Consider the following 14,326-nt stretch of genomic DNA (forward strand, 5'->3'; position numbering starts at 1 on the left):
CCCTCCCCCAGGACCACCACCCCCGCCCGGGAGGGCACCGTGCGCCGCCGTCTGATCAACTCCACGCTCGCCGTGGTGCTCGTCGTGATCGCCGTCTTCGGCGTCTCGCTCGTCATCGTGGAGACCCGCACCATCCAGACGGGGGCCCAGGAGAGCGTGGGGGCGGAGGCCGTGCGCCTGGTGGGCATGGTCGAGAGCCGGCTGAGCGGCGGCGAGAAGATCACCGCCGAGGTGCTGGCCGAGCAGATCACCACCGACCGGTACGCGCTGATCCAGGTGCCGGGCCACGCCCCCGTACAGATCGGCAGCCGGCCCTCCGGCGACGTCATCGCCTCCACCGTCCACGGCGAGCAGGGCGAGACCGTCACCGTGCAGGAGCCCCGCTCCGCGGTCAGCGCGGAGATCGGCCGCACGCTGTTGATCATCCTGGCGGTCGCGGCGCTGGCCATCCTCGCGGCCGTGATCCTCGCGATCCGGCAGGCCCGCCGGCTGACCGCCCCGCTCATCGACCTCGCCGAGACCGCCGAACGCCTCGGCTCCGGCGACCCCCGGCCCCGGCACCGCCGCTACGGCGTGCACGAGCTGGACCGGGTCGCGGACGTGCTGGACGCCTCCGCCGAGCGGATCGGGCGGATGCTCACCGCCGAGCGCCGGCTCGCCGCCGACGCGTCCCACCAGCTCCGTACGCCGCTGACCGCGCTCTCCATGCGGCTGGAGGAGATCACGCTCACCGACGACCCGGAGACGGTGAAGGAGGAGGCGACGATCGCGCTGGGGCAGGTGGACCGGCTCAGCGACGTCGTCCAGCGGCTGCTGACGAACTCCCGCGACCCGCGCTCCGGCTCCGCCGTCGCCTTCGACCTGGACGAGGTCGTCAAGCAGCAGATCGAGGAGTGGCGCCCGGCGTACCGCAGCGCGGGCCGGGCCATCGTCCGCTCGGGGAAGAAGAACCTGCGGGCGGTCGGGACGCCGGGCGCGGTCGCCCAGGTCCTCGCGACCTTGATCGAGAACTCGCTGATGCACGGCGATGGCACCGTGGCGCTGCGTACGCGCGTCACCGGCAACCAGGCCGTCGTCGAGGTCACCGACGCGGGCCCCGGCGTACCGCCCGATCTGGGTTCCCGGGTCTTCGAGCGGACGGTGAGCGGCCGGAACTCCACGGGCCTGGGGCTCGCGGTGGCCCGCGACCTGGCGGAGGCGGACGGCGGCCGGCTGGAGCTGCTCCAGCAGGAGCCGCCGGTCTTCGCGCTCTTCCTCAGCCGGGAGTCGGAGCAGTACCGGCCGGCCGACGAGGACGAGCCCGATCCGGAGGCCGGCCCGCGCTGAGCCTTACCGGCGGCCGGCGGACTCTACCGGCGGCCGGCGGTCTCGGGGGCCTTCGCCGTCTCCTCGGCCGGCAGCGCCCGGAAGACCCAGGAGCGGTAGGACCAGAAGCGGAAGAGCGTGGCGATGCCGATGCCGAGGAACTTGAAGACGTTGTTCTGCAGCGGGGTGTTCCAGCCGCACCAGTACGTCGCGGCGTAGAGGGTGCCGTTCTCGATCACCAGGCCGACCGCGCTGAAGAAGACGAAGAGCGCCAGCTCCTTGGTGCGGCTGCTTTTGTCGCGGTCCCGGTAGGTGAAGTAGCGGAAGCCGACGTAGTTGAAGAGGATCGCGACGACCGTCGCGACGATCCCGGCCCGCACCACGGGCAGCTCCGTGGTGTGCCGCACGAGGTTGAAGACCACGAGGTTGACCAGCACACCGGCTCCGCCCACCGCGCCGAACTTCACGATCTCGCGGCCCAGCAGCTCCAGCCGCGAACGCAGCGGGCTCGGTCCAGACATATTGGTGGTTCAGCTCCCCGTGAGGCGTCGTGTCCGGCGGGCCGTGGTCGGCGGCCGGCCGTGCACTCATGCTAACCAGCGCGTCGGCGGGCCGCCCGTGCCCCGGCTGTTCCGCCGGGAGGAGGCGCGTCAGCCGGTCACGGTGATGCGGAAGGCGAGCCGCTCGCCGCCGCTGTCGGCGCGCTCGGTGCCGCACTGGAAGCAGCGCCGCAGCGCCAGCTCGGTCCGGCCCGCGCGGACGGCCCGGAACTCCAGGTAGCGGGTGCCGCCGGAGCCCGCGACCACCGGCTCGTCCGCCTCGTAGTGGCTGCCGGCCGGCTTGAGCACGTCCGGGTCCGGGGACGGGGCCGCGACGGTCCAGCGGTAGCCGGTGCTCGGGTTGTCGTCCAGCTCTATCGAGAAGCGCTCGCCGGGGGCGACGGAGATGACGGTGTCCTGCGGCCCGAACACCTGGGGACCGGCGGTGAGCAGGGATATGAGGGAGTACACGGTTACCAGCAGGGCCGCCACCGCGACCGCTATGCCGATCTTGCGGGACGGCGTCGATATGCCGTCGGTGGCGTCCATGCGTCCTCCCCCGGGTCCGCGCGTCCGGACGAGCCTATCGTCCGGTGGCGGCTCGCACAGAGGTGCGGAACGTCCGGATTCAGAGGATCGTCCAAGGGGTGGCCGGGAACGGTCGGTCGGAGCGGATACCCTGAAGGCGTGACGTTTCCGGTAGTCGGCATGGTCGGCGGCGGACAGCTCGCCCGTATGACCCACGAGGCAGGCATCCCCCTCGGCATCAGGTTCAAGCTCCTCAGTGACACCCCGCAGGACTCCGCGGCGCAGGTCGTCGGCGATGTCGTCGTCGGCGACTACCGCGACCTGGACACCCTGCGGGAGTTCGCGCGCGGCTGTGACGTGATCACTTTCGATCATGAGCACGTCCCCACCGAGCATCTACGGGCCCTGGAGGCGGACGGCATCCCCGTACGCCCCGGTCCGGACGCGCTGGTGCACGCCCAGGACAAGGGCGTGATGCGGGCGAAACTGACCGAGATCGGCGCCCCCTGCCCGCGCCATCGCATCGTTGAGGACCCGAGCGACGTCGAACGTTTCGCCGCTGAGGTTGGGGGCACCTCCCGCTCGAGCGGAGCCGAGAGTGGGGGAGGGTTTCCGGTCATCCTGAAGACGGTCCGCGGCGGTTACGACGGCAAGGGCGTGTGGTTCGTACGATCCGCCAAGGACGCCGAGGAGCCGTTCCGCGCCGGCGTGCCCGTCCTCGCCGAGGAGAAGGTCGACTTCACCCGCGAGCTGGCCGCCAACATCGTCCGCTCCCCGCACGGCCAGGCCGTCGCGTACCCGGTCGTGGAGTCCATCCAGGTCGACGGCGTCTGCGACACGGTCATCGCGCCCGCCCCCGGCCTCTCCGAGGAGCTGTCGGCGCAGGCCCAGGAGCTGGCCCTGCGCATCGCCAAGGAACTGGACGTCACGGGGCACCTCGCGGTCGAGCTGTTCGAGGCTGTCGATTCCGAGGGAAACCACCGCATCCTCGTCAACGAACTGGCGATGCGCCCGCACAACTCCGGGCACTGGACCCAGGACGGCGCGATCACCTCGCAGTTCGCCAACCACGTCCGTGCGGTACTGGACCTCCCGCTGGGCGACCCGCGCCCGCGCGCCGAGTGGACCGTCATGGCCAACGTGCTCGGCGGCGACTACCCGGACATGTACAGCGCGTACCTGCACTGCATGGCCCGGGACCCGCAGCTGAAGATCCACATGTACGGCAAGGACGTGAAGCCCGGCCGTAAGGTCGGGCACGTCAACACCTACGGCGACGACCTGGCCGACGTGCGTGAGCGCGCCGCGCACGCCGCCGGCTACCTGCGAGGAACGATCACCGAATGACTTCCAGCTCCCCTGTTGTCGGCATCGTCATGGGCTCCGACTCCGACTGGCCCGTCATGGAGGCCGCGGCGCAGGCCCTCGACGAGTTCGAGATCCCCTACGAGGTCGACGTCGTCTCCGCGCACCGCATGCCGCGCGAGATGGTCGCGTACGGCGAGGAGGCCGCGGGCCGCGGTCTGAAGGCGATCATCGCGGGTGCCGGGGGAGCGGCCCATCTGCCCGGCATGCTGGCCTCGGTCACGCCGCTGCCGGTCATCGGCGTGCCCGTACCGCTGAAGTACCTCGACGGCATGGACTCGCTGCTGTCCATCGTGCAGATGCCGGCCGGCGTGCCGGTCGCCACCGTCTCGGTCGGCGGCGCCCGCAACGCCGGTCTGCTCGCCGCCCGGATGCTCGCCGCGCACGACGCCGACCTGCAGGAGCGGATGCGCGAGTTCCAGCGGGAGCTGAACGAGCAGGCCACCGAGAAGGGCAAGCGGCTGCGGAACAAGGTCGGGGGCAACGAGGGCTTCGGCTTCGGGAGCGGCAAGTGAGCGAGGCGGCCCGCGACCTGCTCGCCCGCTGGCCCGTCGTCGACGGCCACAACGACCTGCCCTGGGCGCTGCGCGAGCAGGTCCGCTACGACCTCGGCCGGCGCGACATCGCCACCGACCAGTCGGCGCACCTGCACACCGACATCCCGCGGCTGCGCGCCGGCGGCGTCGGCGCGCAGTTCTGGTCGGTGTACGTACGCTCCGACTACGACGGCGACCGGGCGGTCAGCGCCACCCTGGAGCAGGTCGACTGCGTGGCGCAGCTGATCGACCGGTACCCCGGCGACCTGCGGCGCGCGCTCACCGCCGACGACATGGAGGCGGCCCGCGCCGAGGGGCGGATCGCGTCCCTGATGGGTGCCGAGGGCGGCCACTCGATCCACTGCTCGCTGGCCACCCTGCGCGCCCTGTACGCGCTCGGCGTCCGGTACATGACGCTCACGCACAACGACAACATCGCGTGGGCGGACTCGGCGACCGACGAACCGCGCGCGAACGGCCTCACCGCCTTCGGCGAGGAGGTCGTGCGCGAGATGAACCGGCTCGGCATGTTGGTCGACCTCAGCCACGTCTCCGCCGACACGATGCGGGACGCGCTGCGGGTCACCGAGGCGCCGGTGGTCTTCTCGCACTCCTCCGCGCGCGCCGTCTGCGACCACCCGCGCAACATCCCCGACGACGTGCTCGCGCAGCTGCCCGCCAACGGCGGCGTCGCGATGGCCACCTTCGTACCGAAGTTCGTGCTGCCCGAGGCCGGGGAGTGGACGAAGCGCGCCGACGAGAACATGCGCGCGCACGGCCTGCACCACCTCGACACCACCGAGGCCGGCATGAAGGTGCAGCGCGCCTTCGAGGCGGCCAACCCCCGCCCGGTGGCCACCGCCGCCACCGTCGCCGATCACCTCGACCACATGCGCGAGGTCGCCGGCGTCGACCACATCGGGGTCGGCGGCGACTACGACGGCACGGCCTTCACTCCGGACGGCCTCACCGACGTCGCGGGCTATCCGAATCTGATCGCGGAGCTGCTGGACCGCAAGTGGTCCGAGGCCGACCTCGCCAAGCTCACCTGGCAGAACGCGGTCCGCACGCTGCGCGACGCGGAGACCGCCGCGCGCGGCATCCAGGAGCGCCGCGGCCCGTCGAACGCGACGATCGGTCAGCTGGACGGCTGACGGCGGACATCCGCACCGTACGGCCGGTTCCGGCCGGCCGTACGGCTGCCGGAGTCCGGTGCGTACAAGGGCGCGTGGCCATGCGTGTGACGCCGATGCCCCGTACGCACCATCCACCGCGAAGAAGTGGATCTCCCGTGTCACCGTGGCCCTACTGCCACCGATCCAGGAGCTCCGACCATGGCCGACCTCGCCCCCGATCTGGAAGCCGCAGACCTCACCGGTGCCGCCGGGGATCTCGGCGCCGCCGAGGACGCCCACTCCCCGTACGGATCACTCGGGCGCCCCGCCGACCCGCCGCTGCGCCGCGACCCGCTCTCCCGCGCGCACGCGCTGCTCGCCGCGCACCCCGTCTTCGACGGCCACAACGCCCTGCCCTGGGCGCTGCGGCTGCACCACGGCGACGACCTGACGCCGGGTCACTACTACGACCTCGACTACGGCGAACCCGCCGTCAGCACCGACATCCCCCGGCTGCAGCAGGGCCGCGTCGGCGCGCAGTTCTGGTCCGTGCAGGTGCCCACCGCGCTCAGCGGCGACCACGCCATCAGCGCCACCCTCGAACAGATCGACTTCGTGTACCAGCTGGTGCGCGCCTACCCCGAAGCGCTGCGCCTGGCGATGTCCGCCGACGACGTCACCGAGTGCCGCAACCGGGGCCGCATCGCCTGTCTGCTCGGCTCGGCCGGCGGCCAGATCATCGACAGCTCGCTCGGCGCGCTGCGCGCCCTGCACACCCTGGGCGTGCGCTCGATGCTGCTCACGCCGGACCGCAACACCCCCTGGGCGGACGCGGCGGCCGACACCCCGTGCGCGGGCGGCCTCACCGCCTTCGGCGAGGAGGTGGTCCGGGAGATGAACCGCCTCGGGATGCTCATCGACCTCTCGTACGCCTCGGTCGACGCGATGCGCCACACGCTGGCCATCACCAAGGCGCCGGTCTTCCTGAACCGGACGGCCGCCCGGAACCTCACCAATCACCGGCACAACGTGCCCGACGACGTGCTCGCGCAGCTGCCCCGCAACGGCGGGATCTGCATGGTCACCTTCGCCCCGCAGCGGGTCACCGGGCCGGTGGGCGTGGCGACCGTGGAGGACGTCGCCGACCACCTCGACCACGTACGGAACGTGGCGGGCGCGGCGCACGTCGGCCTGGGCGCCGGCTTCGACACCGACCCGGCCGAGGGACGGCCGCAGGGCCTGGAGGACGTCTCCGGCTACCCGCGGCTGATCGCCGAACTGATCAGCCGCGGCTGGTCCTTCGCCGACCTGGCCGGGCTGACCTGGGGCAATGCCCTGCGCGCGATGCGCGGCGCGGAGTTCGCCGCGCGCGAGGCCCGGCACCGCCGCGGGCCGTCGACGGCGACCATCGACCGGCTGGACCGGGCGGACCGGCGGGACCGGATGACCCGGCTGCACTGGGCCTGGACCTGAAAGCGGGGCGGGGGGGTGACCCCCGCCCGCCCCGCCAGGGTGGCTGTGCTCAGTGCAGGCACAGACAGAACGGGTGCCCCGCCGGGTCGAGGTAGACGCGGAAGTCGCGCTTGCCCTCGTCGTGCTGGACCAGCTTCGCGCCGAGCTCCAGCGCCTCGCGCTCCGCCTCCTCGATCTGCGCCCGCGGCACCCGGAAGTCCAGGTGCAGCTGCTGGGAGCGCTCACCGCTGGGCCAGTCCGGCGGCACCAGGTCGGGTGCCTTCTGGAAGGCGAGCATCCGCCCCTGCGGCCCGGCCACCTCGATCCAGTCGCCCTCGAGCTCGCCGACCTGCCAGCCGAGCAGGCCGGCGTAGAACTCGGCGAGGGCCTTCGGGTCGGGAGCGTCGAGCACGACGACGCCGTACTGAGCGATGGCCATGGTGTTACCTCCTGCGACGGTTTAGCGGTAACTTCGTTACTGCATGATGGCCCTCAGCCGGTAACGTGGCAAGGGTGGCCGACCGTAGCGCGCCGCCTTCCCTGGCCCTGGTCCAGGACCTGGCGAACACCCTGGACATCGAGAGCGGGCAGGACGCGCTGGCCGCGCCCGGCGGACTCGCCGCGTTCCTGCGCGAGCACGGGTTGCCGCCGGCTCCCGCCGGGAAACGTGAAGTGGCCGCCGTCCAGCGGCTGCGCGAAGCCCTGCGTGCCGCCTGCCTCGCCCACACGGGGCACGACCTGCCCGAGGAGACCGCACGCGAGCTGGGCGCGCTGCTCGCCGCGGCGCCGCTGACGCTCACCGTGGACGGACGAGGCGAGGCCGCACTGGGTCCGGCGCCCGGGCTCACCGGCGTCGCCGCGCTGACCGCCCGGATCGCCGCGGGCATCGCCACCGCGGCCGCCGACGGCAGCTGGCGCCGCCTCAAGGCCTGCGAGGCGCACGACTGCGAGTGGGTCTACTACGACCGCAGCCCGGCCGGCCGCAGCCGCTGGTGCTCCATGGCGCTCTGCGGCAGCCGGGCCAAGATGCGTACGTACAGGGCCCGGAAGGCCCAGAGTTAGGCGCGCGGCCGCCCCAGCGCCCGGTACGTCCAGCCCGCCTTGCGCCACAGCTCCGGGTCCAGCGCGTTGCGGCCGTCCAGGATGCGGCGGTGGGCCGCGACCTCGCCCAGCGTCGCCGGGTCCAGCTCGCGGAACTCCCGCCACTCGGTCAGGTGCAGCACGACGTCGGCGCCGCGCGCGGCGTCCATGGCGGTCGGCGCGTACCCCAGCGTCGGGAAGACCCGGCGGGCGTTCTCCATGCCCTTGGGGTCGTACACGGTCACCTGGCCGCCCTGGAGGTGGATCTGGCCCGCGACGTTCAGCGCGGGGGAGTCCCGCACGTCGTCGGAGTCCGGCTTGAAGGTCGCGCCCAGCACGGCGACCCGCTTGCCGAGGAAGCCGCCGCCGACCGCCTCGCGCGCCAGCTCCACCATGTGGCCGCGGCGGCGCATGTTGATCGAGTCGATCTCGCGCAGGAAGGTCAGCGCCTGGTCGGCGCCCAGCTCGCCGGCGCGGGCCATGAAGGCACGCAGGTCCTTCGGCAGGCAGCCGCCGCCGAAGCCGACCCCGGCGCGCAGGAACTTCTTGCCGATCCGCTCGTCGTGGCCGATCGCCTCGGCCAGCTTCAGCACGTCGCCGTCGGCCGCCTCGCAGATCTCGGCCATCGCGTTGATGAAGGAGATCTTGGTCGCGAGGAAGGAGTTCGCGGCGGTCTTGACCAGCTCGGCGGTCGGGTAGTCCATCACGACCCACGGCGAGCCCTCGGCCAGCGGTGTGGCGTACACCTCGCGCAGCAGCGACTCGGCGCGCTCGCTGGCCACGCCGACCACGAGCCGGTCGGGGTGCAGGGTGTCCTGGACCGCGAAGCCCTCGCGCAGGAACTCCGGGTTCCAGGCCAGCTCCGCCTCCTCGCCGGCCGGCGCCAGCTCGGCCAGCCGCTTGGCGAGCCGCGCCGCGCTGCCCACCGGCACGGTGGACTTGCCGACGACCAGCGTGGGCCGCGTCAGGTGCGGCGCGAGCGACTCGAAGGCGCTGTCGACGTAGGACATGTCACAGGCGTACTCGCCGTGCTTCTGCGGGGTGTTCACGCACACGAAGTGCACGTCGCCGAAGGCGCCGGCCTCTTCCCATGACGTGGTGAACCGCAGCCGTCCGCTGGACCCGGGGAGGCCGGCGACGTGCTTGCGCAGCAGCTCCTCCAGGCCCGGCTCGTACAGCGGCACCTCGCCGCGGCCGAGCATCTCGATCTTCTCGGGCACGACGTCGAGCCCCAGCACCTCGAAGCCGAGCTCGGCCATGGCGGCGGCGTGCGTGGCGCCGAGGTAGCCGGTGCCGATCACGGTGATCTTGAGGGGCATGGACGCTCCAGGTGCGAACGAAGTCTGCTGCGGGGCCGAGCATAGCTGGGACACGGGGTGCGGCGATTCGGCCGTTGTCGGCAACCTCACGTACCCCACAAGGCGCTCCGCCTCTAGAATCCAGGGAAACGCGACAGGTTACTTAACGGTAGTTAGCACTCAGGGGAGATGAGAGACCTTGGCGGGAAACGCCGATTTCGATCTGTACCGGCCGGCTGAGGAGCACGACATGCTCCGTGAGTCGGTGCGCGCGCTCGCCGAGGCGAAGATCGCACCGGTCGCCACCGCGGTGGACGAGGAGGCCCGCTTCCCGCAGGAGGCGCTGGACGCCCTGGTCGCCAACGACCTGCACGCCGTGCATGTACCGGAGTCCTACGGCGGCGCCGGCGCCGACGCGCTGGCGACCGTGATCGTCATCGAGGAGGTGGCCCGCGTCTGCGCCTCGTCCTCCCTGATCCCCGCCGTGAACAAGCTCGGCTCGCTGCCGGTGATCCTCTCCGGCTCCGAGGAGCTGAAGAAGAAGTACCTCGGCCCGCTGGCATCGGGCGACGCGATGTTCTCGTACTGCCTGAGCGAGCCGGACGCGGGCTCGGACGCGGCGGGTATGAAGACCAAGGCCGTGCGTGACGGCGACCACTACGTCCTCAACGGTGTGAAGCGCTGGATCACCAACGCGGGCGTCTCCGAGTACTACACCGTCATGGCGGTCACCGACCCGGAGAAGCGCTCCAAGGGCATCTCCGCCTTCGTGGTGGAGAAGGGCGATGAGGGCGTCTCCTTCGGCGCTCCGGAGAAGAAGCTGGGCATCAAGGGCTCGCCGACCCGCGAGGTCTACCTCGACAACGTGCGCATCCCCGCCGACCGCATGATCGGCGCGGAGGGCACCGGCTTCGCCACCGCGATGAAGACGCTGGACCACACCCGCATCACCATCGCGGCCCAGGCGCTGGGCATCGCCCAGGGCGCGCTGGACTACGCCAAGGGCTACGTCCAGGAGCGCAAGCAGTTCGGCAAGCCGATCGGCGACTTCCAGGGCGTGCAGTTCATGCTCGCCGACATGGCCATGAAGCTGGAGGCGGCCCGCCAGCTCACCTACGCGGCCGCTGCCAAGTCCGAGCGGATCTCCGCCGGCGGCAAGGCCGAGGACCTCACCTTCTTCGGCGCCGCCGCCAAGTGCTACGCCTCCGACGCGGCCATGGAGATCACGACCGACGCCGTCCAGCTGCTCGGCGGTTACGGCTACACCCGTGACTACCCGCTGGAGCGCATGATGCGCGACGCGAAGATCACCCAGATCTACGAGGGCACTAACCAGGTCCAGCGCATCGTCATGGCCCGCAACCTGCCGTAACGGCGTCGTACAGGGCACACGAGAAGGCCCCGGCTCCTCGAGGGGAGCCGGGGCCTTCTCATGGTCCGGAGCGGGTCACTGGTCCGCGGTGACCGTGACCGGGTCGTCGTTCTTCAGCTCGCCGACCAGCTGCTTGACCTTCGGCATGTCCCACTGGAGGTTGCCGCCGACGCTGCCGGAGACCGGCATGTTCATGGACTTTCCGTCGCCGCCCTTGCTGGTGACGTTCTTCAGCGCGAAGAACATCTTGCCGAGCGAGTAGGGGCCCATGTCCTTGTCGACGACCAGGGTGTCCAGGCCCGCGCCCATGGCCGGGTAGAGCGCGAAGGGGTTCAGGAGCGTGCCCGGCGAGGCCACCTGGTGGGCCAGCGTCGAGAGGAACTTCTGCTGGTTCTTCGTGCGGTCCAGGTCGCTGCCGGCGAAGGCGTGCCGGGTACGGACGTACGCCAGGGCCTGCTGGCCGTTCAGCGTCTGCTCGCCGGCCTTGAAGTCGGCGCCGGACCACTTGTCCTTGAAGCCCTTGTCGAGCTTCATGTCGACGCCGCCGATGGCGTCCACGATGTTCGCGAAGCCGGCGAAGCCGATCTCGGCGTAGTGGTCGATGTGCAGCCCGGTGTTGTACTCCACGGTGCGCACCAGCAGCTGGGGGCCGTCGATGGAGTACGCGGCGTTGAGCTTGTTGGCGCCCATCGCGGCCTGCATCTTGCCGGACTCGGAACCGCGGAACTGCGGGATCGTGATGTTGGAGTCGCGCGGCAGCGAGATCAGCGTCGGGCCGTTGGAGCCCGTGTGCAGGATCATCATCGAGTCGGTGCGCTTGCCGTCGGCGGAGCCCGTGTGCAGGTCCTTCTTCTGCTGCGCGGACATCCCCTCGCGGCTGTCGGAGCCGACGATCAGGTAGTTGGTGCCGTCGCCCTCCTCGGGGCGGTCGATCACCTTGCTGAGGTCGACCTCCTTGCGCATCTTGGAGTCGGCCCAGAAGTACGTGCCGACCGAGGCGACCAGCAGCACGACGATCACGGTGATCAGGGTGCGCTTGATGCGGCGGCCCCAGTTGGGGCGGGGGCGGTAGCCGTCGTCGCCGTAACCGCCGCCGCCACCGTGGCCGCCGCCGTAGACCTGGCCGGTGTTGTAGCCGTCGTCGTAGTGACCGCCGCCGTGGCCGCCGTCGTGGCCCGGCTGCGGCGGGACGCCCTGGCGGCGCGGCGACATGCCGGGCGGCAGCGGCGGCTCGCCGTAACCGCCGGTGGGCTGCCGGCGCACCTGTCGCATGGCGCGCGCGCCCTCCGGACGGTCGCTGCTGCTGCCGCGTCCGTACCGGTTCCTGTCGTCGTCACGGGGGAGCCCGTCGCGCCACTCGTTCATGGAGCAAAGTGTGCCTGCCGGTACACCCCGCCATACAGGGCGGGGACGGGATCGGACCGCGGCTGTTGCAGAGCTGATGCAAAGTGACGCGGCATAAAGGGGAGGGCGCGACGATTGGGCCGCGCGGGACGGGAAGCGACGATTCGGGACGGGCGGGGCGCATGTTTGCCCGCGATTGCACCTGTAATGGGGCGAAAGGGGAGCAAAGCGGACCGGTCGGTGAGGTCCGTGACCGTCTCGGGCAGAAGGTGTCCGGTGGGGTGCATAGGGTGGACGTATGAGCGACCTCGTCACCGACGGCTCGGAGGGTAGCCTCCCGGGCAAGCCCACCTCCGTCTCGCGCACGACACTCAGCCACATCATGGACGCGAGCCACACCAATCTGCTCGGCACCGTCCACGGCGGCGTGATCATGAAGCTGGTGGATGACGCGGCGGGCGCGGTGGCCGGCCGGCACTCCGGCGGCCCCGCCGTCACGGCCTCCATGGACGAGATGGTGTTCCTGGAGCCGGTCAGGGTCGGTGACCTTGTGCATGTGAAGGCTCAGGTGAACTGGACCGGGCGGTCCTCCATGGAGGTCGGTGTACGGGTACTGGCCGAGCGCTGGAACGAGTCCACGCCCGCCCAGCAGGTCGGCTCCGCGTACCTGGTCTTCGCCGCCGTCGACGGGGACGGCAAGCCGCGCCGGGTACCGCCGGTGATCCCCGAGACCGAGCGCGACAAGCGGCGCTATCAGGAGGCGCAGATCCGTCGCACGCACCGGCTCGCCCGGCGCCGCGCCATCATGGAGCTGCGGCAGCGCCGCGCCGCCGACGGCGTCGACGAGGGCTGAACCGCAGGCCCGAGGGCTGCCTGCCCTGAGCGCTGCCCGTCCTGAGGGCTACCGGCACTCCTCCTCGTCCCCCGTGACCGGCTGCGCATCGGCGGAGCCGGGTGCGGGGTCCTCGGCGCGCACCTTGTGGACGCCCTTGTGGTCGGGGCCGAGGGTGACCCGCAGGACCGGGCCCTGGCCCGGCACCGGGCGCAGTTTCGCGCCGGGCAGCGCGGCGGCCAGCGTCCGTACCGAACGGTTCCAGCGCGGGTCGTAGCTGATCACCGTGCGGTCGGCGGGTGCCGGGGCGTTGCGGGGCGTGCCGGTGGTCGCGAAGCCGGTCGCGCGCAGCGCCTTGTCGGCCCGCGCCGCGTGGCCGCGGGTGCGGGTGCCGTTGTCGACCTGGACCCGGATCTCGTCCGGCGGCACGTCCACCACGGTCGCGCGGTCCTTGTGCTTCTTGTGCACGGCCAGCGGGCGGTCGGCGCGGACGGCCGCGAAGAGCTTCTTCGCGCGCTCCTCGTCCCACTTCACCGTCGACCCGACGTTCGGCACGGAGTAGCTGATGTCGCTGATGGGGACGGAGGCGAACTCCGAGGAGGAGGGCTTGAAGCCGCGCAGCGCCTGCCCGAGCGCGACCATCTCGCGGGTCCCGAAGCCCGCGTCGGCGCGCAGCGAGTCCAGCAGGGTCGAGGTGATCCGCTTGAACGTCACCGGGTTCACCAGCGCGTCCGAGTCGGTGATCTTGTGCAGCAGGGCGACCAGGAAGCGCTGCTGGCGCTGCATGCGGCCCAGGTCGGAGCCGCCGTCGAGGTGCCGGGCGCGGACGTACTGGAGCGCCTGGCCGCCGTTCAGCTCGCTGGCCCCCTTGGGCAGGTCCAGCCCGGAGTAGCGGTCCTTCAGCGGCCGGGTGGTGCACACCCGCACGCCGCCGACCGCGTCCACGGTCTTCATGAAGCTGGTGAAGTCGACCTCCAGGTAGTGGTCGATGTGCACCCCGGTCATGTGTTCCACGGTGCGGACGGTGAGGTTGGGGCCGCCCTCCGCGTACGCCGCGTTCAGCTTGATCGGGTGGGCCGGCACCGTACGCCCGGTCTTCTCGTCCTTGCGCTCGGGCGCCTCGACGAAGGAGTCGCGGGGCAGGCTGATCACGCTCGCCCGGTCCCGGGCCGCCGAGAGGTGGACGAGCATGACCGTGTCGGTGCAGTGACAGGGCGCACCGCCGAGGTGGTACTTCTCCTTCTCCGCCGCCGACAGCCGGTCCCGGCCGTCGGTGCCCGCGACCAGGAAGTTCATCCCGTCCCCCGAGCCGGCCCGGGGCCGCTTGCCCATGTCCTTGAAGGCGTCCACCCGGGAGATGCCCTCGTTGACCCCGGCCACCATCGCGTGGCCGACGCCGCTCGCGGCCAGCAGGAGGACGGAGACGCCGGCGGTCGCCCGCACGATCCACCGCGTTCTCCGGCGCCGCCTGCCGGGTGCGGGGAGGGGGAGGGTGCGGGGCGGCTCGGGCATAGAGGGCACCTCCTCGTAGACACGGGGAAAAAATGACAGTACGTCCGT

At 71.6% G+C, this 14,326-nt stretch carries 14 protein-coding genes; 8 read left to right on the forward strand and 6 right to left on the reverse strand.

The features are described from left to right. Positions 1–39: 39 nt before the first annotated feature. Complete coding sequence (locus tag ACZ4MH_RS31830; RefSeq protein ID WP_351596885.1) at positions 40–1,326, forward strand: ATP-binding protein; 1,287 nt, start codon at positions 40–42, stop codon at positions 1,324–1,326. 23 nt (positions 1,327–1,349) lie between these two features. Here the strand turns inward: ACZ4MH_RS31830 and ACZ4MH_RS31835 are convergent, their stop codons facing one another. Both ACZ4MH_RS31835 and ACZ4MH_RS31840 read right to left on the reverse strand, forming a co-directional pair. Next, a complete protein-coding gene (locus tag ACZ4MH_RS31835; RefSeq protein WP_351596882.1) occupies positions 1,350–1,826 on the reverse strand; it encodes a GtrA family protein in 477 nt (158 codons plus the stop codon). Positions 1,827–1,955: 129 nt separating this feature from the next. Next, a complete protein-coding gene (locus ACZ4MH_RS31840; RefSeq protein WP_351596879.1) occupies positions 1,956–2,393 on the reverse strand; it encodes a protease inhibitor I42 family protein in 438 nt (145 codons plus the stop codon). Between the two features lie 159 nt (positions 2,394–2,552). On the opposite strand from ACZ4MH_RS31840, the gene ACZ4MH_RS31845 reads away from it, so the two are divergent. The 4 genes from ACZ4MH_RS31845 to ACZ4MH_RS31860 all read left to right on the forward strand — a co-directional run bounded on the left by ACZ4MH_RS31845 (position 2,553) and on the right by ACZ4MH_RS31860 (position 6,861). Continuing rightward, positions 2,553–3,719 (forward strand): 5-(carboxyamino)imidazole ribonucleotide synthase, encoded by a 1,167-nt coding sequence (locus ACZ4MH_RS31845; RefSeq protein ID WP_467754819.1) that lies wholly within the window; start codon positions 2,553–2,555, stop codon positions 3,717–3,719. Then, entirely contained in the window at positions 3,716–4,252 is a 537-nt protein-coding gene (purE, locus tag ACZ4MH_RS31850) for a 5-(carboxyamino)imidazole ribonucleotide mutase (protein WP_351596873.1), read from the forward strand. Before ACZ4MH_RS31845 ends, purE begins: the two co-directional genes overlap by 4 nt. Beyond that, positions 4,249–5,427, forward strand: a complete 1,179-nt coding sequence (locus ACZ4MH_RS31855) for a dipeptidase (RefSeq protein ID WP_351596870.1) — start codon at positions 4,249–4,251, stop codon at positions 5,425–5,427. Before purE ends, ACZ4MH_RS31855 begins: the two co-directional genes overlap by 4 nt. 180 nt (positions 5,428–5,607) lie before the next feature. Continuing rightward, on the forward strand, positions 5,608–6,861 hold the full coding sequence (locus ACZ4MH_RS31860) for a dipeptidase (protein ID WP_467754817.1): 1,254 nt from the start codon (positions 5,608–5,610) through the stop codon (positions 6,859–6,861). Positions 6,862–6,910: 49 nt separating this feature from the next. Here the strand turns inward: ACZ4MH_RS31860 and ACZ4MH_RS31865 are convergent, their stop codons facing one another. Further along, positions 6,911–7,279: a VOC family protein gene (locus tag ACZ4MH_RS31865; protein ID WP_351596867.1), complete on the reverse strand. Its 369-nt coding sequence runs from the start codon at positions 7,277–7,279 to the stop codon at positions 6,911–6,913. Between the two features lie 74 nt (positions 7,280–7,353). Between ACZ4MH_RS31865 and ACZ4MH_RS31870 the strand changes: the two genes are divergently transcribed. Further along, positions 7,354–7,902, forward strand: a complete 549-nt coding sequence (locus ACZ4MH_RS31870) for a CGNR zinc finger domain-containing protein (RefSeq protein ID WP_351596864.1) — start codon at positions 7,354–7,356, stop codon at positions 7,900–7,902. Here ACZ4MH_RS31870 and ACZ4MH_RS31875 read toward each other — a convergent pair. Continuing rightward, the gene (locus ACZ4MH_RS31875; protein WP_351596861.1) at positions 7,899–9,239 is read right to left on the reverse strand and encodes a UDP-glucose dehydrogenase family protein; all 1,341 of its coding nucleotides are present in this window, start codon (positions 9,237–9,239) and stop codon (positions 7,899–7,901) included. The two genes, ACZ4MH_RS31870 and ACZ4MH_RS31875, sit on opposite strands and share 4 nt — an antisense overlap. A gap of 178 nt (positions 9,240–9,417) precedes the next feature. On the opposite strand from ACZ4MH_RS31875, the gene ACZ4MH_RS31880 reads away from it, so the two are divergent. Further along, a complete protein-coding gene (locus ACZ4MH_RS31880; protein WP_351596858.1) occupies positions 9,418–10,590 on the forward strand; it encodes an acyl-CoA dehydrogenase family protein in 1,173 nt (390 codons plus the stop codon). Between the two features lie 75 nt (positions 10,591–10,665). Here ACZ4MH_RS31880 and ACZ4MH_RS31885 read toward each other — a convergent pair whose 3' ends face one another. Beyond that, entirely contained in the window at positions 10,666–11,955 is a 1,290-nt protein-coding gene (locus ACZ4MH_RS31885) for an LCP family protein (protein WP_351596855.1), read from the reverse strand. A 277-nt stretch (positions 11,956–12,232) separates the two neighbouring features. Between ACZ4MH_RS31885 and ACZ4MH_RS31890 the strand changes: the two genes are divergently transcribed. Then, entirely contained in the window at positions 12,233–12,787 is a 555-nt protein-coding gene (locus ACZ4MH_RS31890; RefSeq protein ID WP_351596852.1) for an acyl-CoA thioesterase, read from the forward strand. Positions 12,788–12,835: 48 nt separating this feature from the next. Here ACZ4MH_RS31890 and ACZ4MH_RS31895 read toward each other — a convergent pair whose 3' ends face one another. Next, positions 12,836–14,278 carry an LCP family protein gene (locus tag ACZ4MH_RS31895; protein ID WP_351596849.1) on the reverse strand — a complete coding sequence of 481 codons (1,443 nt, stop codon included), beginning with the start codon at positions 14,276–14,278 and terminating at the stop codon, positions 12,836–12,838. Positions 14,279–14,326: the final 48 nt, after the last annotated feature.

This window comes from Streptomyces sp. NPDC026301, assembly GCF_055567935.1.